Consider the following 21955-nt stretch of genomic DNA (forward strand, 5'->3'; position numbering starts at 1 on the left):
TTCCGCATCAGCTCAAGACCCTCTTCATTCGGCGGCCGCGACATGCCGCCGGCTTATGCCGTGCATGAATTCATCAAGTGCCGAGACCTGCTCGCGGCTGAGATGCAGGCCGCGCTTGGTGCGGCGCCACAGCACATCCTCTGATGTGACAGCCCATTCATTTTCAACGAGATAGCGCACTTCGGCCTCGTAGAGATCGCCACCGAAATTGCGGCCGAGCTCGGCATTCGACTTGGCAAGGCCAAGCAGGACCTGGGCGCGCGTCCCGTAAAGCCGGGTCAGCCGGCGGGCGAGGCGCGCATCGAGGAACGGATAGGCCGTCTTTAGCTTCGCCACCTGCGCGTCGAAACCGGTGGCCGGGAAATCGCCACCCGGCAGCGGCGCATCCGATGTCCACGGCTTGCCGCGCTTGCCGAGAAAGCCTTCAATCTTCTCCAGCATCGATTCCGACAGCCGGCGATAGGTGGTGATCTTGCCGCCGAAGGCATTGACGATCGGGGCAGCACCCTCGCCGCCATCGGCCTTCAGCACGTAGTCGCGCGTCGCTTCCTGCGCCTTGGAGGCGCCGTCGTCATAAAGCGGCCGCACCGCCGAATAGGTCCAGACAATGTCGGAACGCTTGACGGCTACCGCGAAATACTCGCTGGCCGCGGCGCAGAGATAGTCGATTTCGGTGTCGCTGATCTTCACATCGTGCGGATCGCCGGGGTAATCCTGGTCGGTGGTGCCGATCAGCGTGAACTCGTCCTCATAGGGAATGGCGAAAATGATGCGGCCATCCTTGTTCTGGAAGAAATAGGCGCGCGGATCGTCGAACTTCTTGGCGATGACGATATGGCTACCCTGCACCAGGCGGACATTGTGCACATCGTTGAGGCCAACGACGCCGGAAAGCACGTGATCGACCCACGGCCCGGCCGCATTGACCAGCAGCCGCGCCTTGACCTCTTCGGTCTCGCCGCTCCGCAGGTTCTCGATCTTGATTGTCCAGAGGCCGTTTTCGCGGCGTGCGCCGATCACCTTCGTGCGGGTGCGGATCGTTGCACCCCGGTCGGCGGCATCGCGTGCGTTGAGCGCCACCAGCCGCGCATCGTTGACCCAGCCGTCGGAATATTCGAACGCCTTTTTGAACAATGGCTTCAAAGGCTTGCCGGCGGGATCGCTTGCCATGTCGAGCGTCCTGGTCGCCGGCAGCAATTTGCGCCCGCCAATGTGGTCGTACAGGAACAGGCCGAGCCGGATCAGCCAGGCCGGGCGCAGGCCCCTGGCATAGGGCAGCACGAAGCGCATCGGCCAGATGATGTGCGGCGCGTTCTTCCACAGAACCTCGCGCTCCATCAGCGCCTCGCGCACCAGGCGGAACTCGTAGAATTCGAGATAGCGCAGGCCGCCATGGATGAGCTTGGTCGAACCGGAGGAGGTTCCGCTGGCGAGGTCGTTCATCTCAGCGAGAAAAACCGAAAACCCGCGCCCGACGGCATCGCGGGCGATGCCGCAACCGTTGATACCGCCACCTATGACGAAAATGTCCCGGACTGAAGACGTGTCCACTTAACTCCTCCACGATTTCGCATTGCACCATTTTTGGTCTTTTGCGAAACCGTGGCGGAATTATTTCGAACTCATAACGAATGTCAAACGAAATATCACGAGCCCGTGAGATGATCGTAAAAGCGCCCTACCCAAGCGACGTCTCGATCAGCTGAACCTCTGCCTCCTGGCAGATCTTGCGTACCGACGGAATATCGCAGCGGTCGGTGATGAAGGTATTGACCTGCGACAGATGGCCGATGCGCACCGGCGCCGTGCGCTCGAACTTGGTCTGGTCGGAGACCAGAATCACATGCCTGGCATTGGCGATGATCGCCTGCGCCACCTTCACCTCGCGAAAATCGAAGTCGAGCAAGGCGCCGTCATGATCGATGGCCGAGGCGCCGATAACGGCGTAGTCGACCTTGAACTGCCTGATGAAGTCGACCGCCGCTTCACCGACGACGCCGCCATCCGAACCGCGAACCACTCCGCCGGCGATCACCACCTCTATCGAAGGATAAATGCGCATCCTGTTGGCAACATTGATATTATTGGTGATCACCATCAGGCCGTTATGGTCGAGCAACGCCTTGCTGACCGCTTCCGTCGTGGTGCCGATGTTGATGAATAGCGAGGCGTTGTCGGGGATCAACCTGGCCGCCGCGCGGCCAATCGCTTCCTTCTCGTCCGCGGCGATCTTGCGCCTGGCCTCATACTCCATGTTCTCGATACCGGACGGGAACAATGCACCGCCATGGATGCGCGAAAGCAACCGCTGGTCGCAGAGATCGTTGAGGTCCTTGCGAATGGTCTGCGGCGTCACGTTGAAATGCGTGGCGAGGTCGTCGACCAGCACGCGGCCATGATCCTTGGCCATCTGGATGATCTCGGCATGGCGTGGCGACAGATACATGGGCGGCCTCCCGTTTTCGTTTTTCTTGTCTATAGCCGAAAACGAAAGCAATGAAAAGGCATAAGCCGGCTAACGAAATCGCCTGATTGCAAAGGCAAACTCTTGCGCTATCCGATATTGGCCTGTCAGACCGTGCCGCGTGCGATTTCGGTGATGACGGCAAAGCTGCATCGACATCGCTTGCGGTCGCTTCGAACTGGCCGACCTGGAAGCGGATCGCCACCTGCCCATCGACCCTCGTCTGCGTCAGGTAGATGCGGCCATCGTCGTTGATCGCATTGACCAGTCGCAGATTGTGCGCGTCCGCATCGGCGCTTGAGGCCGCCCTGTGCCGGAACGAAAACAGCGACAGCATCGGTTCGCTGACGATCTCGAAATCGGTCTCCCCGGCCAGCCGCGCGGCAAGGCGCTCGCTCCACGCCACATGGTTGCGGATCATCGCCCGCAGGTTTTCCAGCCCATGAGCCCGCAACAGGAACCACAGCTTTAGGGCGCGAAAACGCCGGCCGAGCGGCACTGACCATTCCGAATAGTTGATGATGCCGTCATGACCGTGGGTTTTCAGATAGTCCGGCTTGATGGCCAGCGTCCGGACATGGCTTTCGGGATCGCGCAGGAACTGGATCGAGCAGTCGAACTGTGCGCCAAGCCATTTGTGCGGATTGAAGACGATCGAATCGGCACCTTCGACACCGGTCCAGAAATGCCGGTACTCCGGGCAGATCATTGCCGATCCGGCCCAGGCCGCATCGACATGAAGGTAGAGGCCGTACCGCCTGGCGACCGCGGCGACCGCCGCGATGTCATCCGTGCCGCCCGTGCTGGTGCCGCCGACGCAAGCGATGATGCCCGCCGGCAGCAGGCCGGCTTGCCGGTCGGCCACGATGGCTGCTTCCAGGGCAGCGGTGTTCATCGCGCGAAAGCGGCCGGAGACCGGAATGCGCACGAGATTATCCTCGCCGATGCCCGACACCCAGATCGCCCGGTCGATGGACGTGTGCACCTGATCCGAGGAATAGATGCGCAACTGCCCCTGCCCGGCCAGCCCCTTTTTGTTGCCTTGCCAGTCCAGCGCCCGCTCGCGCATGGTCAAGACGGCATTGAGAGTCGCCGATGATGCCGAATCCTGGATCACGCCGGAAAACCCGTCAGGCAGGCCGAGCGCCTGCCGCATCCAGTCGACGGTGCGCGTTTCGAGTTCGGTTGCCGCCGGCGACGTCTGCCAAAGCATGCATTGCGCGGCCATTGCAGAGACGAGGTACTCAGCTACCACCGAAACCGGCGCCGCGTTGGCCGGGAAATAGGCAAAGAAGCGTGGATGTTGCCAATGCGTCATCCCCGGCACGATCTTCTCTTCGAAGTCGGCGAAGATCCTGTCCATCGGTTCGGCGTCTTCGGGCGGCGACGCTTCTATGCTCCTGAAAATGTCGCCGGGCTCAACGAGCGGCCGCACCGGCCGTTCGCGCAAATTGTCGCGATAGTCGGCGCCCCAGTCGGCGGCACGCTGCGACCACTGCCGGAACTCGTTGTTGTCCATCCTGTCCTCCCGACACGATCGCAATGCCGGCACGCTTCGCCCGGCTCTCAAATCCATCAGTAATTAACATGTGAAATATATGCAAGGCCCGGTGATTGCCGCCCGCGCCCTACCCCGGGAAATCCGGCAGGCTGGCAAAAGCCGACTTCAGCGCATTCGACCAGCCATCGGAGATCGTGCGGTAGTACTGGTCGTCCTGGCCGATCCGCTTCTTCAGGCCGACCTTGAAAGAGTCCTTTTCCATGAACAGCAGGTCGAGCGGCAAGCCGACCGACAGGTTCGATTTCAGCGTCGAATCGAACGACACCAGAAGCAGCTTCACCGTCTCGGCGAGGCTCATCGTGCGCTCATAGGCGCGGATGATGATCGGCTTGCCGTATTTGGTCTCGCCGATCTGGAAGAACGGCGTGTCGTCGGTCGATCTGATGAAATTGCCCTCGGGATAGATCATGAACAGCCGCGGCGGACTGCCCTTGATCTGCCCACCCAGGATGAAGGAGGCGTTGAAATAGGAATCGGCCTTCTCGCCGACGGGGGATGCCTGTGCGATCACCTCTTTGACCGTGTCGCCGACCAGCCGCACCGTCTGGTACATGGATGGCGTTTCGAGCAGCTTCTCGTGGCGGTCGGTCACCGCCTTGGTGCGTTCGTCGAGCAGGCTGACCACGGCCTGCGTCGTCGCCAGATTGCCGGCCGACATCAAGACGATAACGCGCTCACCCGGCTGTTCCCAGACATGCATCTTCTTGAAGGTCGATATCGAATCCATGCCGGCATTGGTGCGCGTGTCCGACATGAACACGAGCCCGCGATCGATCTTCAAGCCGACGCAATAGGTCATGGAATCTCTTCTGGCACTAATCCTTGCGGGATTACTGCTCTACCGTGACGGTGACCGCAAGCCGTTCTTCCGCCTGTCCCAGTCGAATTCCCGACACCGGAGAGGCGTCGCGGTAGTCGCGGCCGGTGGCCACCTTCACATAGCGTTCGTCGGGAGAAATACCGTTGGCGGGATCAAAGGCAACCCAGCCGAGGCCCGGAACATGCGCTTCAGCCCAGGCATGGCTTGCCGCCTGCTCGACGGCATCCATCATCAGATAGCCGCTGATGTAGCGCGACGGAAATCCCATGGCGCGCGCAGCGGCGGCAAAGATATGGCTATGGTCCTGGCAGACCCCGGTTTTCAACGCCAGAGCCTCTTCGGCCGGTGTCGTCGCATTGGTGGTGCCCGGCGTATAGGCGACACGCTCGCCGATCATGGCCATCAGCCGGTGCAGCCTTTCGATATCGGTGCCCGTACCGACCGCCTCGGCAAGATCACGGATGCCGCTGCCTATGGTGGTCAGCTGTGTCTCCTGCGCGAACAACCACAGTGGCGCGAAGCCCTGATGTGGCCCGCAAACGCCTGTTGTGTCGCGCGTCACCACTTCGCCCGATGCCTCGACTGTGATGAAGTCGTGGTCACCCTCGACGCTCAGCAGTCTTGTGTCGTTGCCGTAGTGATCGGTAAACCGCACTTCTTCGCGCGCGCCTTCGACCTTCAGCGCCCAGGACAGCACCGTCTGTGTCTGCCCGCTCACTGGCAGCAGCCGTAGCCGCTGCAGCAGATATTGAACCGGTGCGTCGTAGCGATATTCGGTCCGGTGCGTGATCTTGAGTCGCATGGAGCCCTCAATAAAACTTGTAGTCCTGCGCGATCTCGTCGCCGAGCCTGGTGTTGTCGCGAATGAAGCCGGCGAGGAACTCGTGCAGACCCGCGTCGAATATATCCTTGATTGACCCGGCCCTCAGCATGGCTTGCGTTTTTTCCGCCGTCGCGTGGCAGGCATGACGTTCGCCGTAATCGTCGCTGAGGAATTTCAGGTGCTCGGACAGGAAGCGATAGCAGAAGGTCAGCGAACGCGGCATGCGCACATTGAGGATCAGGTAGTCGGCGATATTGGTGGGTTTGTAATCGGCATCATAGACCCAACGATAGGAGCGATGCGCCGAAACCGAGCGCAGGATCGATTCCCACTGATAGTTGTCGAGGGTCGAGCCGACCCAGGAGATCGACGGCAACAGCACGTAATATTTCACGTCGAGGATGCGCGCCGTGTTGTCGGCGCGCTCGACATAGGTGCCGAGCTGCGAAAAGTCGAAGATCTCGTTGCGCAGCATGGTGCCGTAGAACGAGCCGCGGATCAGCGCCGTTTCGCGCTTGATCGCATCGAGCACGCTTGGCAGGTCGCGCTCGTCGATCGGCCTCGCCAGCATCCGCTTCAGCGACATCCAGGCTTCGTTGATGCTTTCCCAGGTCTCGCGCGTCAGCGCGGTGCGCACCATGCGGGCATTGTTGCGAGCCGTCTCGATCGACGACATCGTGCTCGACGGGTTCGAGGTGTCGCGCAAAGGAAATCGGCGACGTCGGCCGCCGTATAGTCCGAATACTTCTGCTTGAAGGCGACGTCGGAGCCGGCGCTGAGCAGCACCGAATTCCACTCTTCCGATGCACTCTGGGTGCGGGTCAGCGCCATACGCAGCCCCGCATCAACAAGACGCGCCATGTTTTCAGCCCGCTCAATATAGCGGTTCATCCAGTAAAGCCCGTTGGCGGTGCGACCTAAAAGCATATTAGCTTGCTCCGATGTCGAGCGAATAGCGAATAGCGAATAGCGAGTAGGGGAAAGAATTTTTCATGACTTCTGTTGCAGGCTCCTGATCATCGAACGCAGCATTTTCCCAATATCGTCGGCCTGGCCAAGCAAGTTGGCGACCTCCGCTTCGACCATCAATCCTACCTCTCCACACAGGATGATATGTGTCTCCAACTCTTTTAGTGAGCCCTGCGCCACACGAAGAAACTGTATGAAGGCTCCTGTACTTTCTCGCCCGTGACCTTCAGCGACATTTGCTGCAATGGAAGCAGCCGAGCGTCGTATCTGAGAGGTCATTCCGTATACTTCGCTGTTCGGAAAGCCTTTCGTGGCCGAGTAGCAATTCACTGCCAACCCTAGGGCCGCCTTCCAAACAATCAGGTCCCTGTAGGAATTGATCGCCGTCGTATCCCCTCTCTTTCCCTACTCGCTATTCGCTACTCTCTATTCGCTCTTTCAATCATCCAGCACCCAGGTATCTTTGGTGCCGCCGCCTTGCGAGGAATTGACCACCAGCGAGCCTTCCTTCAGCGCCACGCGCGTCAGGCCGCCGGGCACGATCTGGATGCGGTCCGAAACCAACACATAAGGCCTGAGGTCGACGTGGCGGGGCGCCAGGCCCTTGTCGGTCAGGATCGGGCAGGTCGACAGCGCCAGTGTCGGTTGGGCTATGTAGTTCGAAGGCTTCGCCGCCAACTTCTTGGCGAAGGCCTCGCATTCCTTCTTGGTCGCCGCCGGGCCGACCAGCATGCCGTAGCCGCCGGAGCCGTGCACTTCCTTGATCACCAGTTCATGGATGTGTTCGAGCACATATTTCAGGCTGTCCGGCTCCGAACAGCGCCAGGTTGGGATGTTGCCGAGGATGGCCTTGCGGCCGGTGTAGAATTCGACGATCTCGGGCATGTAGGAATAGATCGCCTTGTCGTCGGCGATGCCGGTGCCCGGCGCGTTGGCGATGGTGATGTTGCCGGCGCGGTAGACATCCATGATGCCGGGTATGCCAAGCGCCGAATCCGGCCGGAAGGTCAGCGGGTCGAGGAAGGAATCGTCGACGCGGCGGTAGAGCACGTCGATCTGCTTGTAGCCTTCGGTCGTGCGCATCGCGACATGGCCGTCGACGACACGCAGATCCTGGCCCTCGACCAATTGCACGCCCATCTGGTCGGCAAGGAAGGCATGCTCGAAATAGGCGGAGTTGAAACTGCCGGGCGTCAGCACCGCGATGGTCGGCGCGCCCTTGGTGCTCTGCGGCCGAACCGCCGCCAGCGACTGGCGCAGCAGCTGCGGGTAGTTCTCGACCGGCCGCACCTTGATCTTCTGAAACAGCTCGGGGAACAGCTGCATCATCGTCTCGCGGTTCTCCAGCATGTAGGAGACGCCGGACGGCGTGCGTGCATTGTCCTCCAACACGTAGAACTCATCTTCGCTGATGCGCACGATGTCGACGCCGATAATGTGGGTGTAGACGCCGGCTGGCGGCCGCACCCCGATCATCTCAGGCAGGAACGCCTCGTTCTTGGCGATCAGGTCCCTCGGGACGCGGCCGGCGCGCAGGATTTCCTGGCGATGATAGATATCGTCGAGGAAGGCGTTCAGCGCCTGCACGCGCTGTTCGATGCCTTGCGTCAGGCGCCGCCACTCATTGCCTGAAATGATGCGAGGAACGATATCGAACGGGATCAGCCGTTCGGACGCCTCCTGCTCGCCATAGACGGCGAAGGTGATGCCGGTCTTGCGGAAGACGCGTTCGGCGTCCTGCATCTTCTCGGTAAGTCTGGCTGGATCCTGCTCCTTCAGCCAGCGGTCATAAGCCGAATACGGTCTTCTCAATCCGGAGACTTCCGGAAGCATTTCATCGAACGCTGCCAATCGCATACTCCCCTGTGACGCCATTTCACTGGCGTCGCCGCAGAAAATCAAGCGCAATCGGTGATTTGGGAGATCGCGACGATCAGTATGTTGCGGCTGCCTAAAGTTTGGGCAGCTGAAATATGACCTTGATCAGGCTTTGCCTCGTGCCCGGGCAGATGCCTTCCCGGCTAGAAGGCGCGGAAGGTGACGACCGTGAACGTGTCCTTGATGCCGGGGAGAATCTGCACCTTCTCGTTGACGAAATGGCCGACGTCTTCCTCGTCATCGACATAGAATTTGGCGAGCAGATCGTAATTGCCGGCGGTGGAGTAGATCTCCGAGGCGATCTCGGCATCGGCAAGCGCGCTGGCAACCTCGTAGGATTTGCCCAACTCGCATTTGATCTGCACGAAAAACGCCTTCATGGCTTCGTCCCGCTAAACGTCCAAGTCCAAGCGGCCCTTCTGGCAGACTGGAGGCGGCCTTTCAAGCACTGGAATGCGCGCTGAGCCGGCGCGGGCCCTGGCCACGGCCTCGCGCAGCTCCACAACCGGCATGCCGCGCTTGAACAGCCGGCCGCCGACGAGCGCCCCACCTTAAAGGAAGCTTAAGCACAGGGAATCCGCCACGGCGAGGACGAATATTGGCGGACGCTGAAACCGTGAAGCGCCCTCGCGCGTATGTTAGGATGTCTCCTGGCTTTTTCCGGAGGCATCTTTAGAGGGACAGTGGAGACAGGCCATGCGCCGCGCCTTTTTCGCATTCGCGTTCGTCATGCTGGCGTTCTCGGCGTTTGCCGGCGATGCCGAAATCAAGGCAGGCCAGGCTGTCATCGATGGCCAGTTGAAGGCGCTGCTGGCCGATGACGGCGCCAAGGCCTACAGCTTCGCCGCTCCCAACGTGAAGCAGGTGTTCCCGACCGTCGACGCTTTCATGAACATGGTGACCAATGGCTACCCGCCGGTGCGCAAGCCGCAGTCCTATGCCTTTGGCAAGGTCGAGCAGACAGGTCCAGGATCGATCATCCAGCAGGTGCTGATCGTCGGCCCCGACGGCAAGGATTATGAGGCGGTCTACACGCTGCAGCAGCAGCCCGACGGCACCTTCCAGATCACCGGCTGCAGCCTGCGCGCGTCGAATTCGCTGAGTACTTGAGACTCCATTTAAGGCGTGTGGATGTTCGGAACGTCTTGAAGGGATCAAGCTTCAGACGGTGCGGTTAGCACTTCGCGGAGCCGTCACCACGTTCGACGGCATACGCTTCATTGCTTTAGCGGATTGCGGAATACTCACTTGAACCATGATCACAGAATGTGGATGTGCTATGGTGATGATGTTTTCTCGGCAACGACCTTATTGTGTGAATTGCATGAGGGAATTGGATTTCGCCGTCGTTCAAGCGATTTTTTCCGCTGTTTGGCTTACGGCGCTTTTGATGCTCGTGTTCTGGGCGGTGAACCATCGTTCATTTGTTCGCCGCAACTATGTAACCCGTGGATATTCACCAAAAATGAAGAAGGCGACGCCCGAAATCGAACAGGGTGCATCAATTCCTTTCAAAGTTCGCGAAACCTTCCCAGGTCGAATTTTGGGGATCAAGGAATGGACTCCCGGGGAGATCAACCTCATCATTACATCCTACAAGGAGCGCCATCCTGAGGAATGGCAGGCCTATCTTGATGCCGAGAGCAACAATGGGTTCATTTCGAGTGCGATGAGCGATCGCATCTATCTATTCATTGAGGAATTGTTTCCCGGCCTCCATCGGAAGCATTATCGTGCCGGCGTGGTTGATTTTCGATTTGCCAATTCGCGTACTTTTCACTTTTCCATGTGGCAGCCTGAAAATCGACTCTTGCGCAGGGAAAATCTGTCGGCGCACATAAAGAAACATCGGCAAGTTGTTAATGGCGAAGTCGAATGGAATGAAGAGCAGGCCATTATTTTGCTCGAGCATATACGGAACAATGACCCAGATCTCTGGGCATACTATTGCGACGCATACAACAACATCGGCTTCTTAGGCCCCGGAATTGTCGGTCGAATTAAGGCGCATATTGCGGCTCTGTTTCCTCTTCCGGAGGATTGTAGCAATAACGGTGTAATGCGCGGGCTATTGGATGAGGCCAATCGCCGGTATGGCTTTGAAATGCTCAAGCCGGAAAACGCCAAGATATTAGATCGGCTTGAGACTGAGTGGTTCAATGAGCGGCGTGGGTGGATGACTTTTGAAGATTGGCATCAGCAGGTAAAGTTGCGCCCCAAAAACAGTCCAGACAAACGTGATTAAGACCGCACTGCCGCCGGAATATCGCCTCTCGCCCAGCCCTCGGAAATCTCCGCCGCGCGGGCTTCGAAGGTTTGGGCTTCGATCGCAGCGCGGATGTCCTGCATCAGCTTCTGGTAATAGAAAAGATTGTTCCAGGTCAGCAGCATGGCGCCTAGCGCCTCCTGTGAGCGCACCAGATGATGCAGATAGGCGCGCGAATAGTCCCGCGCCGCCGGGCAGTCGCTTTCCTCGTCGAGCGGGCGCGGGTCGTCGGCATGGCGGGCATTGCGCAGATTGACCTTGCCGCGCCTGGTGTAGGCCAGGCCGTGCCGGCCGGCCCGCGTCGGCATCACGCAGTCGAACATGTCGATGCCGCGCGCCACCGATTTCAGGATATCGTCGGGCGTGCCGACGCCCATGAGATAGCGCGGCTTGTTATCAGGCAGTTCCGGACAGGTGATGTCGAGCATCTCGAGCATCACCGCTTGCGGCTCGCCGACCGCTAGGCCGCCAACCGCATAGCCCTTCAGCTCCATCGCGCTCAGCGCCTGCGCCGAACGCACGCGCAACGCCGCATTGTCGCCGCCTTGCACGATGCCGAACATCGCCTTGCCCGGCTGGTCGCCAAACGCCGTCTTGCAGCGCTCGGCCCAGCGCAGCGACAGCTCCATGGCGCGCTCGATCTCCTTCAGCTCGGCCGGCAGCGCCGTGCATTCGTCGAGCTGCATTTGGATATCGGAATCGAGCAGGCCCTGGATCTCGATCGAGCGCTCCGGCGACATTTCGTAGGGCGCGCCATCGATATGCGAGCGGAAAGTGACGCCTTTCTCAGTCAGTTTCCTGAGCTTCGACAGCGACATCACCTGAAAACCGCCGCTGTCGGTCAGGATCGGATGCGGCCAGCGGGCGAATTCATGCAAACCGCCAAGCCGCGCCACACGCTCGGCGCCAGGGCGCAGCATCAGATGATAGGTGTTGCCCAGGATGATGTCGGCGCCGACGCCGCGCACCTGGTCCATATACATGGTCTTGACGGTGCCGCCGGTGCCGACCGGCATGAAGGCCGGCGTACGGATCTCGCCGTGCGGCATGTCGATCAGACCGCGCCGCGCCTTGCCGTCGGTGGCGAGGACCTTGAAGCTGAACGGCTTAGCCATTGAATTCCTTGTCGTGGATCGGCGCGTCAGGCGCCTGTCTGTCGAGCGACTGCCGGTATTGGATGCAGCCGCGCATGAATTTGGGCCAGGGCGGCACGGCGATTGCCGGTTCGGTTTTCTCCGGCAACAGGTCCCACAAATCGGGGTGGTGCCAGCAAAGATCGTGGCCCGATGTGTCGCGATGCGCGCGAATGCCGGCGCGCAGTTTTCTCACCTCGGCGATCAGGCTTTCGCGGTCAAGGGCTTCAAGATCATCATCCATCGCTCGTCTCCGCTCGATACAGCAGGCTTGCGTCTCCATAGGAGTAGAACCTGTAGCGGTTCGCAACGGCATGCGCATAGGCCGCACGCATCGTGTCGAGGCCGCTGAAGGCCGAAACCAGCATGAACAGCGTCGAGCGCGGCAGATGGAAATTGGTGATCAGCATGTCGGCGGTGCGAAAATGGTAGCCGGGCGTGATGAAGATATCGGTCGGGCCGGACCACGCAGGCACCGTACCGTCTTCGCGCGCCGCACTCTCCAGCAGCCGCAGCGAGGTCGTGCCGACAGCGATGATGCGCCCGCCCCTCGCTTTGGCTGCATTCAGCGCGTCGGCTGTTTCCCGGCTGACCGAACCTATCTCGGCATGCATCTTGTGGTCGGCGGTATCGTCCACCTTGACCGGCAGGAACGTGCCTGCGCCGACATGCAAGGTCACGAAGTGGCGTTCGACCCCCTTGGCGTCGAGCGCCGCAAAAAGCTCCGGCGTGAAATGCAGGCCGGCAGTGGGCGCGGCAACGGCGCCTTCCTCCCTTGCATAAATAGTCTGGTAATCGGCACGATCGCGCTCGTCGTCATCGCGCTTCGAGGCAATGTAAGGCGGTAGTGGAATGTGGCCGACGGCGTGCAGCGCCTCGTCGAGGAACGGCCCCGACAGGTCGAAGCCGAGCAGCGCCTCACCGCCCTCGCCCTTCTCGATCACCGTGGCGTCGAGCTGGCCGAGGAAGCAGGAATTGCCGTCATGGCCGAAATGGATGCGATCGCCGGCGGCAATGCGCTTGCCCGGCCGCATGAAGGCCAGCCAGCGGTCCGGCGCCACGCGCATATGAAGTGTCGCTTCGACCTGCGCCGCCGCTTCGCCGCGTCGCCTTATGCCTTTGAGCTGCGCCGGAATGACCTTGGTATCGTTGAACAGCAGCACATCGCCGGCCCTGAGCAAGGATGGCAGGTCGCCGACCGTACGGTCGTCTAGCGACTCACCCGGTTTTACCACCAGCATCTTGGCGCTGTCGCGCGGCTCCGCCGGGCGGAGCGCGATGCGCTCTTCCGGCAGATCGAAGTCAAAGAGATCGACGCGCATCAGTAGAGCCGGATGAGCAGCGCTCCGGCCAAGAGCAGCACCGCGCCGGCGACGCGGCCGAGCGAGATTTCACGCACCGCGACGCCAAGGAAACCGACACGGTCGATGAGCATGCCGGCCAGCAGCTGGCCGGCCACCAGGAACGCCATCAGCGCGGCGGCGCCGATGCGCGGCGTCAGGATAGTCGAAAGCGTAACATAGAAGCCGCCGAGCATGCCGCCGGCGACGAACAGCCAAGGCGCCGGCGCCTTCCAGTCGAGCGAAATGCCTTGCAGCTTCACCACCGTGACGGAGATGATGCCGAGCACGATCGCACCCGACAGGAACGAAAACGCAGCCGCCGCGACTGGGAGACCCAGGTCGCGCGCCAGCTGCGAATTGATCGGGGCCTGGATGGCAATGAAAGCGCCGGACAGGATGCCGAGAAGCGACCAGACGACGCCCATCATTGCCGTTTCGCCTTACTTGACGTCTGCCGCGACCTTCAGAGACACGATCTTGTCGGGATCGACCACCGGCTCGCCGCGCTTGATCTTGTCGACATTGTCCATGCCTTCGATGACCTGGCCCCAGACCGTGTACTGGCGGTTGAGGAAGGCTGCATCGTCGAAGCAGATGAAAAACTGCGAATTGGCCGAGTTCGGGTTCTGCGCACGCGCCATCGAGCAGGTGCCGCGCCATGGTTGGCGTTGGAGAATTCAGCCTTCAGGTCGGGCTTGTCGGAACCGCCCATGCCGGCGCGGGAAGGCGCAAAGGTCGGCTTGTTCGAATTGCCGAACTTCACGTCGCCGGTCTGCGCCATGAAGCCGTCGATGACGCGGTGGAAAACGACGCCATCATAGGCGCCTTCCCTGGCCAGTTCCTTGATGCGGGCGACATGGCCGGGCGCCAGGTCGGGGAAAAGTTCGATGACGACCTTGCCTTTGGTCGTTTCCAGGATGAGCGCGTTCTCGCGGTCCTTGATTTCAGCCATGTCAGATATCCTTTTGAGAAAACAGAAATTACTTGTCGGCGGCGATGCGCACCTTGATCATCTGGTCAGGGTCGGAGACCGTACCGTTGTCCGCCTCGTCACCCTTCTTGATGTGGTCCACCAGTTGCATGCCGCTGACGACATTGCCGACGATGGTGTACTGGCCATCGAGCGGCGGCGCCGGCGCGAACATGATGAAGAACTGCGAATTTGCGGAGTTCGGATCCTGCGAGCGGGCCATGCCGACCACGCCACGCTTGTAGTGCTCGGTCTGCGAGAATTCGGCTGGCAGGTCGGGCAGGTCGGAACCGCCGGTGCCGACGGCCTGGGCATTAAAGCCCTTCTTCATGTTGCCGAACTTGACGTCGCCGGTCTGCGCCATGAAGCCGTCGATGACACGATGGAAAGCGACATTGTCATAGGCATGGTCACGCACCAGCTTCTTGATCTGCGCGACATGCTTGGGCGCGAGATCGGGCCGAAGCGCGATGGTGACGTCGCCGTCCTTCAGCGTGATGATCATGGTGTTTTCGGGATCGGCGGCATAGGCCGAGACAGACGCGGTCACGAGACCGGCAAGCACGACTAGGAACGAGGCAAGCTTTTTCAGCTGCATGGTCTTCTCCGAGAAACTTATTTTGCAAATTTGGCGGTGAGCGCGCCAGCGACCGCCGCCGGCACGAAGGGGCGGATGTCGCCGCCCATCGAGGCTATCTGGCGCACAAGTGTGGCGGTAATGGTGCGTACCGACGGGCTGGCGGGCAGAAAAACCGTCTGCAACTCGGGCGCCATGGTCTCGTTCATCCCGGCCATCTGCATTTCGTAATCGAGATCGGTGCCGTCGCGCAAGCCACGGATCATGATCGAAGCGCCCTCTCTCCTGGCAGCATCAATGACCAGCCCGTCGAAGGCGACCACCTTGATGCGGGCGCTATCGCGACCGAATTCGGCTTTCGTGGCGGCTTCGATCAACTGCACCCGCTCCTCGAAGGAGAACAACGGCTTCTTGCCCGGATGAATGCCGATCGCGGCATAGACGATGTCGGCCACGGCCAGCGACGCCTTCAGCACGTCGAGATGGCCGTTGGTCAGCGGGTCGAAGGAGCCGGCGTAAAGGGCGGTGCGTTCAGTCATGGCAGGTGCTTCTAGCGAGCCTCTCTCGCAAAGGCAAATCCGATCGGCGCGAAGGCCGTGAACCTTTTCCGGCGCATGAACGACAGATGAACACGCTGATCACGAAGCCTTCACGCAGCGTTCACTAGGTTGCACCTTAATAAGATGAAACCAAAATCCCATCTATCCGTTGTAAGGCGCAGGAGAACACGCATATGCTGATCTACATGCTCGCCACCGCAATGACCGTCGCCATGCTGATCGCCACCGTATTTGGGCTGCATCAGGAGGCACAACGCGTCCGCGTCAAGGCAACCACCAAGCGCTTCGAAGGCTTCGGCCCGCGCAAGCCATATCGTCACTACTAACTCAGTCCAGACTTGCTGCCGCGCCGGCCAAGGGGCCGGCGTTGCTATGTCTGGACTTATTCAGCGCTATCCGGACCGGCGTCAGTCTCGGGAGCAGACTCCGTACCGCCCTCGATGGTCTCTTCGCTTTCCTCGTCCGACTGCGGTTCCGAGATGCGCTCGACCGAAACCACCTTCTCACCCTCAGCCGTATTGAAGATGGTCACGCCCTTGGTGGCGCGGCTGGCGAAACGGATGCCGTTGACCGGCACCCGGATGACCGTGCCGCCATCCGAAACCAGCATGATCTGGTCGTCATTGCCGACCGGGAAGGTCGCCACCAGCCGGCCGATTTCAGCCGTCTTCGACACGTCGGTGGCGCGGATGCCCTTGCCGCCGCGGCCGGTCAGGCGGAAATCATAGGACGACGAACGCTTGCCGTAGCCATATTCGGTCACCGTTAGCACGTACTGTTCGTGCGCCTTGAGGAACTCGTAGCGCTCGTCGGAAAGCTCCGTCTCCTCGCCGACCTCCTCATTGGTCAGCGCGATCTCCTCCTCTTCACCGGCGGCGATGCCGGCGGCAGCCCGCCGTTCGGCCGCCGCACGCTTGAGATAGGCGGCGCGTTCGGCCGGCGGCGCATCGACATTCTCGATCACCGACATGGAGATGATGCGGTCGGTCTCGGCCATGGTAATACCGCGTACGCCGACAGAGTTGCGGCTCTGGAAGACACGCACGTCGCCGACCGAGAAGCGGATGCACTGGCCGGAGCTGGCGGTCAAAAGCACATCGTCATTGTCGGTGCAGGTCTCGACGCCGAGGATCTCGTCGCCTTCCTCCTCCAGCTTCATGGCGATCTTGCCGTTGCGGTTGACCTGGACGAAGTCGGACAGCTTGTTGCGGCGCACTGTGCCACGCGTGGTGGCGAACATCACGTCGAGTTCGCCCCAGCTCGTCTCGTCCTCGGGCAACGGCATGATTGTGGTGATGCGTTCGCCCTGCTCGAGCGGCAGCATGTTGATCAGCGCCTTGCCGCGTGACTGCGGATTGCCGATCGGCAGCCGCCAGACCTTTTCCTTATAGACGATGCCGCGCGAGGAGAAGAACAGCACCGGCGTGTGCGTGTTGGCCACGAACAGCCGGGTGACAAAATCCTCTTCCTTGGTCGACATGCCGGAGCGGCCCTTGCCGCCGCGTCGCTGCGCCCGGTAGAGCGACAGCGGCACGCGCTTGATGTAGCCGGAATGGCTCACCGTCACGACCATGTCCTCGCGCTGGATCAGGTCCTCGTCTTCCATGTCGGCGCCGCCGTCGGTGAGTTCGGTGCGGCGTGGCGTGCCGAACTCGTCGCGCACGGCGGCGAGCTCGTCCTTGACGATCTGTTGGACGCGCGCGCGCGACGACAGGATGTCGAGGTAGTCCTTGATCTCGTCGCCGATCGTGTTCAATTCGTCGGCGATCTCGTCGCGGCCGAGCGCGGTCAGGCGCTGCAGGCGCAATTCGAGGATGGCGCGCGCCTGTTCCTCGGACAGATTGTAGGTGCCGTCCTCGTTGATGCGGTGGCGCGGATCGTCGATCAAAAGGATCAGCGATTCGACATCACCCGAGGGCCAGCGCCGCTCCATCAACTGTTCGCGCGCCGTCTGCGGATCCGGCGCCGTGCGGATCAGCTTGATGACCTCATCGATATTGGCGACGGCGATGGCCAGACCCACCAACACATGGGCGCGGTCGCGCGCCTTGCGCAGCAGGAATTTTGTGCGCCTTGTGATGACCTCTTCACGGAAGGACACGAACGCCTTCAGCATGTCGATCAGCGTCAACAGTTCCGGCTTGCCACCATTCAGCGCCACCATATTGGCGCCGAAAGAGGTCTGCAGCGGCGTGAAGCGGTAAAGCTGGTTGAGGATGACGTCGGCGACGGCATCGCGCTTCAGTTCGATGACAACGCGATAACCCTGGCGGTCGCTTTCGTCGCGGATGTCGGAAATGCCCTCGATGCGCTTGTCGCGCACCAGTTCGGCCATCTTCTCGATCATCGAGGCCTTGTTCACCTGATAGGGAACCTCGGTGATGATGATCGATTCACGATCGTTGCCGCGCTGTTCGATGTTGACCTTGCCGCGCATGACGATGGAGCCACGGCCGGTCGAATAGGCGCTGTAGATGCCGGAGCGGCCGAGCACGATGCCGCCGGTCGGGAAATCCGGCCCTGGAATGATCTCCATAAGCGCCGGCAGATCGATCGCCGGATTGTCGATGACGGCGATGGCGCCGTTGCAGACTTCGCCGAGGTTGTGCGGCGGGATGTTGGTGGCCATGCCGACGGCGATGCCGCCGGAACCGTTGACCAGCAGATTGGGAAAGCGCGCCGGCAGGACCTTCGGTTCGGTGTCCGAGGCATCATAAGTGTCCTGGAAATCGACGGTGTCCTTGTCGATATCCTCCAGAAGCTCATGCGCGACCTTGGTCAGCCGCGATTCGGTATAGCGCATCGCCGCCGGCGGATCGCCGTCGATCGAGCCGAAATTGCCCTGCCCGTCGATCAGCGGCACACGCAGCGACCAGTCCTGCGCCATGCGCACCAAGGCGTCGTAGATCGAGGCGTCGCCATGCGGATGGTATTTACCCATCACGTCGGCGACCGGGCGGGCCGATTTCACATATTTGCGGTTCCAGTGGTAGCCGCTCTCATGCGCCGCATAGAGAATGCGGCGATGCACCGGCTTCAGGCCATCGCGCACGTCCGGCAGCGCACGGCTGACGATCACGCTCATGGCGTAAGAGAGATAGGAGCTCTGCATCTCCTCGATGATGGAGATGGGCTCGATGCCGGTGGGGCCGCCGTCGGCGCCGCGCGGTGTCTTTTGGTCGGTCAAATCGGATCACAATCTAATCAGGAATCACTCACCGCTTATATAGGAAGCGCGGCCGAAACTCCAATGTTCGCGCCACTTTTCCAGTGTCATTTTTGATGGTAATTTCAAAAGGATACCGCAGATTGCGACGATATGGCCACAACGCTTTTCGCCGCCACCAAGGCAAAAGCCGGCAATGGACCAAATTCCCCAAGCAAAAGCCGCGAGCACCATGAATTGGCGCCGGTGGCTGCCATTTCAGGCACTGAGCGGCTGGCAGCCCCGGGATCTCAATGGTGATCTTGTCGCCGGCCTGACATTGGCCGCGATTGCCATTCCCGAGCAGATGGCAACGGCCCGGCTCGGCGGCTTTGCTCCCGAGGTCGGCTTCTTCGCTTTTGTTGCCGGTTCGGTGGCGTTTGCCCTGTTCGGCGCCAATCGCCATCTCTCGGCCGGCGCGGATCCGACCATCACGCCGCTGTTCGCAGGCAGCCTGGCGCTGCTCGCCACATCAGGCTCGCCGCATTATTTGGCGCTGGCCGCCATGCTGGCATTGATGGTCGGGCTGATTGTGACGCTCAGCGGCATCTTTCGCCTCGGCTGGATCGCCGATCTCCTGTCGGTGCCGGTTACCACGGGGTTTCTGGCCGGCATCGCCGTCCACATCATCGTTTCACAAATGCCCGGGCTGCTCGGCCTGCCTTCAGAGAGCGGTGAAACCTTGCGCCGTGTCGGCGAGATCGCCGGCAATCTCCATCTCACCAACCCCTGGAGCCTCGGGCTCGGCATTGGCGTGTTCGCGATCGTGCTTGGCGCCGAGCGCATCAGCGCCCGCATTCCCGGCGCCTTGATCGGCATGGTGCTTGCCACGCTTGCGGTCGCCGTCTTCGGCCTCAGGGATCGTGGCGTCGAAGTGCTGGGCGCCTTGCCAAACGGCCTTCCGCGAGCCTACCTGCCGGAGGCTGGCCTCGATGACGTGCAGGCGCTGGTTCCGCTGGCCTTGCTGATCGCCATTGTCGTCATGGTGCAGACGGCGGCGACCTCACGCTCCTTCGTGCCGCAACAGGGCGATCCCGACGTCAACCGCGATTTCGTCGGCGTCGGCGCCGGCAGCATCGCGGCCGGCCTGTTCGGTGCCTTTGCCGTCAATGCCAGCCCACCGCGCACGGCAATCGTCTCCCAGTCGGGCGGCCGCTCGCAACTGTCCGGCCTCATTGCCGCGCCATCGTGCTGGCGCTTGGTGCCTTTGGCGGCGGCCTGCTCGCCAATGTTCCGCAGGCCGCCCTTGCCGGCGTCCTAATGTTCGTTGCCCAGCACATTCTGCGCTGGAAAGTGTTCGCCAGCGTCTACCGGCAGGCACCGGTCGAATTCGTGTTGATCCTGATCACCATGGCGGCGATCGTCGTATTGCCGATCGAGACCGGCGTGGCGGTCGGCATCGGCCTGTCGCTGCTGCATGGCATATGGAGCGCGACGCGCACGGAGCCGATCGAGCTCGAACAGGTGCCGGGCACTTCCGTCTGGTGGCCACCGGGTAAGCCCAGTGCCGGCGAACAACTCTCGGGCGTGCTGGTCGCGGCCTTCCAGGCGCCGCTGTCCTTCGTCAATGCCGACCGCTTTAAGCGTGGGCTATGCGATCTCATCGACGCCAGGAACGAAACCGTGAAACTGGTCGTGCTGGAGGCCAGCAACATCGTCGAAATCGACTATACCGCCGCGCAGGCGCTGATCGACACCATCCTTCATTGCCGCAAGGCCGGCGCGGTCTTTGCCATAGCGCGGCTTGAATCGCTGCGCGCCCAGGCGGCGCTGAAGCGGTTCGGCATCGCTGAAATGGTCGGCACGCAGCACATATTCCACAGCGTCGACGCGGCGATCAAATCACTTGGTCCGGGCAAACAGCAGCAGCAAGAACAGGATGGAGTGCCATGATTGACCCCCGAGAACCCATTGTCACGCCGGTTCCCGTCGAGGAATTGAGGCCGACGCAGATAACGGTCGGCATGAGAGAAGTTGCGTTGAAGCGCCAGATGATCCGGGAACAGGACGCCAGGAAGAAGACCGGCGCCTTTCTCGGCAAACACATGGTGCCGGTCGTACTGGGTCCCAAAAATCGCAACTACGTCACCGATCACCATCACCTCGCTCGCGCCCTGCTTGAGGAAGGCGTCAAGGACGTGCTGGTGACTGTGATCAGCGACCTGTCCGCGCTCGACAAGGACGCGTTTCTTTTCGTGCTCGATAACAGAGGCTGGATGCACCCGTTCGATGAGAACGGCCGTCGCCGCGATTACTCGGCAATTCCGAAGACAATCGGCGAGCTGATCGACGATCCGTACCGAAGCATGGCGGGCGAACTGCGCCGGCAAGGCGGCTTTGCCAAGGACACGACGCCGTTCAGCGAATTCATTTGGGCGGATTTCCTTCGTCGGCGCATCGACCGCAATGCGGTTGTGAAGAACTTCGACAAGGCGATGAAGGATGCCTTGACGCTCGCCAAAGGCAAGGACGCGGACTATCTGCCGGGCTGGTGCGGGCCGACGTCGGATTGAGCCTGCCTCGGCCGAGGCGAGTGCATAGCGGTGCCGCCTGACCGGCGATAATCGCCTGGCGTCTCACCCATGACACGTCGAAACCGGCGATTGAACGTCGACAGGTCGTTGAAGCCGGCGTCGAAGGCGATGGTCCCGATCGCATCATCCGACAGGCGCAGCCGCAGCGCGGCGCGGTGCAGGCGGGTCTTGAGCAGGAACTGGTAGGGCGTCATCCCGGCAACCTGCCGGAAAATGCGCAGGAAATGATAGGGACTGGTCGCCGTCTCATCCGCCAGTGCCGATAGCGAAACCGGCCCGTCGGCATCCAGTTCGATCCGCCGCACGGCTTCGGCCACCCGTTTCTGGTCGCGGCGGCTCGGTCCGTGCCTGACAGGCGTGGCGCCGCAAGCCGTGGCCACGGCCGCGCCCGCTATACGCAGGGAAACTTCCTCGAAGGCATCCTTGTCGGCCATTTCGCGCGCGGTTTCCGCCTCGGCCAGCAACGGCGCCAGAGCCGGCAAGGGCGGCAGGCGCGGCGCCTCGAAGGTGAGCGTCCTGGCGCCCGGCACGCCGGAGACAATCCGTTCCATATAGGCAGGTCCGAAATGAAACGACAGACAGCGGTCGCCGCTGCCATGCTCGTGGCCGCATTCATAGCACGTGCCTGAATTGCCGAGCAGGAGCGCGCCCGGCGCCAGCATCGCGGTGCCTTGTTGCGCGCGGTAGCGGAACGTGCCGCTTGTCACCGCGGCAATGCAGAAATCCTGATGGGCTTCCTCGAACGGCCGGTCGCCTACACCGGCCGTGCAGATCACATCCGCGACGTGCCAGCCGGGTCCGGATGCGAGAGTGCGGGTCGTCGCTGTCATGGCCGGAATATAGCAATTTTTC

General features: G+C 61.3%; 22 protein-coding genes and 3 pseudogenes. 6 read left to right on the forward strand and 19 right to left on the reverse strand.

Annotated features, from left to right (window positions below):
• Window positions 1-24 precede the first annotated feature (24 nt).
• The 9 genes and pseudogenes from glpD to HB778_RS32720 form a co-directional block, all read right to left on the reverse strand.
• Window positions 25-1551 (reverse strand): glycerol-3-phosphate dehydrogenase, encoded by a 1527-nt coding sequence (gene glpD, locus HB778_RS32680; protein WP_183459880.1) that lies wholly within the window; start codon window positions 1549-1551, stop codon window positions 25-27.
• Between the two features lie 127 nt (window positions 1552-1678).
• Entirely contained in the window at window positions 1679-2446 is a 768-nt protein-coding gene (locus HB778_RS32685) for a DeoR/GlpR family DNA-binding transcription regulator (RefSeq protein ID WP_010909603.1), read from the reverse strand.
• A gap of 125 nt (window positions 2447-2571) precedes the next feature.
• Window positions 2572-3983 (reverse strand): annotated as a pseudogene (locus HB778_RS32690) (pyridoxal phosphate-dependent decarboxylase family protein).
• Window positions 3984-4092: 109 nt separating this feature from the next.
• Window positions 4093-4824: a peptidase gene (locus HB778_RS32695; RefSeq protein WP_183459882.1), complete on the reverse strand. Its 732-nt coding sequence runs from the start codon at window positions 4822-4824 to the stop codon at window positions 4093-4095.
• Between the two features lie 31 nt (window positions 4825-4855).
• Window positions 4856-5647 (reverse strand): transglutaminase family protein, encoded by a 792-nt coding sequence (locus tag HB778_RS32700; RefSeq protein ID WP_095200109.1) that lies wholly within the window; start codon window positions 5645-5647, stop codon window positions 4856-4858.
• Between the two features lie 7 nt (window positions 5648-5654).
• Window positions 5655-6595 (reverse strand): annotated as a pseudogene (locus HB778_RS32705) (alpha-E domain-containing protein).
• A 63-nt stretch (window positions 6596-6658) separates the two neighbouring features.
• Entirely contained in the window at window positions 6659-6967 is a 309-nt protein-coding gene (locus HB778_RS32710; protein ID WP_348524754.1) for a four helix bundle protein, read from the reverse strand.
• Between the two features lie 108 nt (window positions 6968-7075).
• The gene (locus tag HB778_RS32715; protein WP_032933458.1) at window positions 7076-8488 is read right to left on the reverse strand and encodes a circularly permuted type 2 ATP-grasp protein; all 1413 of its coding nucleotides are present in this window, start codon (window positions 8486-8488) and stop codon (window positions 7076-7078) included.
• Window positions 8489-8658: 170 nt separating this feature from the next.
• A complete protein-coding gene (locus HB778_RS32720) occupies window positions 8659-8895 on the reverse strand; it encodes an Lrp/AsnC family transcriptional regulator (RefSeq protein ID WP_010909609.1) in 237 nt (78 codons plus the stop codon).
• A 316-nt stretch (window positions 8896-9211) separates the two neighbouring features.
• Here HB778_RS32720 and HB778_RS32725 point away from each other — a divergent pair, with 316 nt between their 5' ends.
• Window positions 9212-9625: a DUF4864 domain-containing protein gene (locus tag HB778_RS32725; protein ID WP_183459884.1), complete on the forward strand. Its 414-nt coding sequence runs from the start codon at window positions 9212-9214 to the stop codon at window positions 9623-9625.
• Between the two features lie 214 nt (window positions 9626-9839).
• Complete coding sequence (locus HB778_RS32730) at window positions 9840-10760, forward strand: hypothetical protein (protein WP_183459886.1); 921 nt, start codon at window positions 9840-9842, stop codon at window positions 10758-10760.
• Here HB778_RS32730 and tgt read toward each other — a convergent pair.
• From tgt to coaD, 7 genes and pseudogenes are all read right to left on the reverse strand, one after another.
• Window positions 10757-11896, reverse strand: coding sequence for a tRNA guanosine(34) transglycosylase Tgt (gene tgt / locus HB778_RS32735; RefSeq protein WP_183459888.1), 1140 nt, complete (start codon window positions 11894-11896; stop codon window positions 10757-10759). The two genes, HB778_RS32730 and tgt, sit on opposite strands and share 4 nt — an antisense overlap.
• On the reverse strand, window positions 11889-12158 hold the full coding sequence (locus HB778_RS32740; RefSeq protein ID WP_183459890.1) for a hypothetical protein: 270 nt from the start codon (window positions 12156-12158) through the stop codon (window positions 11889-11891). Before HB778_RS32740 ends, tgt begins: the two co-directional genes overlap by 8 nt.
• Window positions 12151-13236: a tRNA preQ1(34) S-adenosylmethionine ribosyltransferase-isomerase QueA gene (gene queA / locus HB778_RS32745; RefSeq protein WP_183459892.1), complete on the reverse strand. Its 1086-nt coding sequence runs from the start codon at window positions 13234-13236 to the stop codon at window positions 12151-12153. The genes HB778_RS32740 and queA overlap by 8 nt, the downstream gene beginning before the upstream one ends.
• The gene (locus HB778_RS32750) at window positions 13236-13685 is read right to left on the reverse strand and encodes a DMT family transporter (protein WP_183459894.1); all 450 of its coding nucleotides are present in this window, start codon (window positions 13683-13685) and stop codon (window positions 13236-13238) included. The genes queA and HB778_RS32750 overlap by 1 nt, the downstream gene beginning before the upstream one ends.
• Window positions 13686-13697: 12 nt before the next feature.
• Window positions 13698-14209 (reverse strand): annotated as a pseudogene (locus HB778_RS32755) (peptidylprolyl isomerase).
• A 28-nt stretch (window positions 14210-14237) separates the two neighbouring features.
• Window positions 14238-14732 (reverse strand): peptidylprolyl isomerase, encoded by a 495-nt coding sequence (locus tag HB778_RS32760; protein WP_244662023.1) that lies wholly within the window; start codon window positions 14730-14732, stop codon window positions 14238-14240.
• A 110-nt stretch (window positions 14733-14842) separates the two neighbouring features.
• Entirely contained in the window at window positions 14843-15343 is a 501-nt protein-coding gene (gene coaD / locus HB778_RS32765) for a pantetheine-phosphate adenylyltransferase (protein ID WP_183459898.1), read from the reverse strand.
• A gap of 194 nt (window positions 15344-15537) precedes the next feature.
• On the opposite strand from coaD, the gene HB778_RS32770 reads away from it, so the two are divergent.
• Window positions 15538-15690, forward strand: coding sequence for a hypothetical protein (locus tag HB778_RS32770; RefSeq protein WP_023764853.1), 153 nt, complete (start codon window positions 15538-15540; stop codon window positions 15688-15690).
• Window positions 15691-15746: 56 nt separating this feature from the next.
• Here HB778_RS32770 and gyrA read toward each other — a convergent pair whose 3' ends face one another.
• A complete protein-coding gene (gene gyrA, locus HB778_RS32775; RefSeq protein WP_183459900.1) occupies window positions 15747-18551 on the reverse strand; it encodes a DNA gyrase subunit A in 2805 nt (934 codons plus the stop codon).
• A gap of 24 nt (window positions 18552-18575) precedes the next feature.
• Window positions 18576-18764, reverse strand: a complete 189-nt coding sequence (locus tag HB778_RS32780; RefSeq protein ID WP_183459901.1) for a hypothetical protein — start codon at window positions 18762-18764, stop codon at window positions 18576-18578.
• Here HB778_RS32780 and HB778_RS43160 point away from each other — a divergent pair.
• The 3 genes from HB778_RS43160 to HB778_RS32790 are packed head-to-tail and all read left to right on the forward strand — an operon-like array spanning window position 18763 to window position 21082.
• Window positions 18763-19830, forward strand: a complete 1068-nt coding sequence (locus HB778_RS43160; RefSeq protein WP_348524648.1) for a SulP family inorganic anion transporter — start codon at window positions 18763-18765, stop codon at window positions 19828-19830. The two genes, HB778_RS32780 and HB778_RS43160, sit on opposite strands and share 2 nt — an antisense overlap.
• Window positions 19758-20462 carry an STAS domain-containing protein gene (locus HB778_RS43165; protein WP_348524649.1) on the forward strand — a complete coding sequence of 235 codons (705 nt, stop codon included), beginning with the start codon at window positions 19758-19760 and terminating at the stop codon, window positions 20460-20462. Before HB778_RS43160 ends, HB778_RS43165 begins: the two co-directional genes overlap by 73 nt.
• Window positions 20459-21082 (forward strand): ParB-like protein, encoded by a 624-nt coding sequence (locus HB778_RS32790; RefSeq protein ID WP_183459902.1) that lies wholly within the window; start codon window positions 20459-20461, stop codon window positions 21080-21082. The genes HB778_RS43165 and HB778_RS32790 overlap by 4 nt, the downstream gene beginning before the upstream one ends.
• Here HB778_RS32790 and HB778_RS32795 read toward each other — a convergent pair.
• Entirely contained in the window at window positions 21046-21933 is an 888-nt protein-coding gene (locus HB778_RS32795; protein WP_183459903.1) for a helix-turn-helix transcriptional regulator, read from the reverse strand. The two genes, HB778_RS32790 and HB778_RS32795, sit on opposite strands and share 37 nt — an antisense overlap.
• Window positions 21934-21955 lie beyond the last annotated feature (22 nt).

The organism is Mesorhizobium huakuii (genome assembly GCF_014189455.1).
Classification (GTDB): domain Bacteria; phylum Pseudomonadota; class Alphaproteobacteria; order Rhizobiales; family Rhizobiaceae; genus Mesorhizobium; species Mesorhizobium huakuii_A.

Excerpts from the sequence above, each read along its gene's own strand:
- HB778_RS32685 (WP_010909603.1), bottom strand. The coding sequence starts at position 2,446 with ATGTATCTGTCGCCACGCCATGCCGAGATCATCCAGATGGCCAAGGAT.
- HB778_RS32695 (WP_183459882.1), bottom strand. The coding sequence starts at position 4,824 with ATGACCTATTGCGTCGGCTTGAAGATCGATCGCGGGCTCGTGTTCATG.
- HB778_RS32700 (WP_095200109.1), bottom strand. The coding sequence starts at position 5,647 with ATGCGACTCAAGATCACGCACCGGACCGAATATCGCTACGACGCACCG.
- HB778_RS32720 (WP_010909609.1), bottom strand. The coding sequence starts at position 8,895 with ATGAAGGCGTTTTTCGTGCAGATCAAATGCGAGTTGGGCAAATCCTAC.
- HB778_RS32725 (WP_183459884.1), top strand. The coding sequence starts at position 9,212 with ATGCGCCGCGCCTTTTTCGCATTCGCGTTCGTCATGCTGGCGTTCTCG.
- HB778_RS32730 (WP_183459886.1), top strand. The coding sequence starts at position 9,840 with ATGAGGGAATTGGATTTCGCCGTCGTTCAAGCGATTTTTTCCGCTGTT.
- tgt (WP_183459888.1), bottom strand. The coding sequence starts at position 11,896 with ATGGCTAAGCCGTTCAGCTTCAAGGTCCTCGCCACCGACGGCAAGGCG.
- HB778_RS32740 (WP_183459890.1), bottom strand. The coding sequence starts at position 12,158 with ATGGATGATGATCTTGAAGCCCTTGACCGCGAAAGCCTGATCGCCGAG.
- queA (WP_183459892.1), bottom strand. The coding sequence starts at position 13,236 with ATGCGCGTCGATCTCTTTGACTTCGATCTGCCGGAAGAGCGCATCGCG.
- HB778_RS32750 (WP_183459894.1), bottom strand. The coding sequence starts at position 13,685 with ATGATGGGCGTCGTCTGGTCGCTTCTCGGCATCCTGTCCGGCGCTTTC.
- HB778_RS32760 (WP_244662023.1), bottom strand. The coding sequence starts at position 14,732 with ATGATCATCACGCTGAAGGACGGCGACGTCACCATCGCGCTTCGGCCC.
- coaD (WP_183459898.1), bottom strand. The coding sequence starts at position 15,343 with ATGACTGAACGCACCGCCCTTTACGCCGGCTCCTTCGACCCGCTGACC.
- HB778_RS32770 (WP_023764853.1), top strand. The coding sequence starts at position 15,538 with ATGCTGATCTACATGCTCGCCACCGCAATGACCGTCGCCATGCTGATC.
- HB778_RS43160 (WP_348524648.1), top strand. The coding sequence starts at position 18,763 with ATGAATTGGCGCCGGTGGCTGCCATTTCAGGCACTGAGCGGCTGGCAG.
- HB778_RS32780 (WP_183459901.1), bottom strand. The coding sequence starts at position 18,764 with ATGGTGCTCGCGGCTTTTGCTTGGGGAATTTGGTCCATTGCCGGCTTT.
- HB778_RS32790 (WP_183459902.1), top strand. The coding sequence starts at position 20,459 with ATGATTGACCCCCGAGAACCCATTGTCACGCCGGTTCCCGTCGAGGAA.
- HB778_RS32795 (WP_183459903.1), bottom strand. The coding sequence starts at position 21,933 with ATGACAGCGACGACCCGCACTCTCGCATCCGGACCCGGCTGGCACGTC.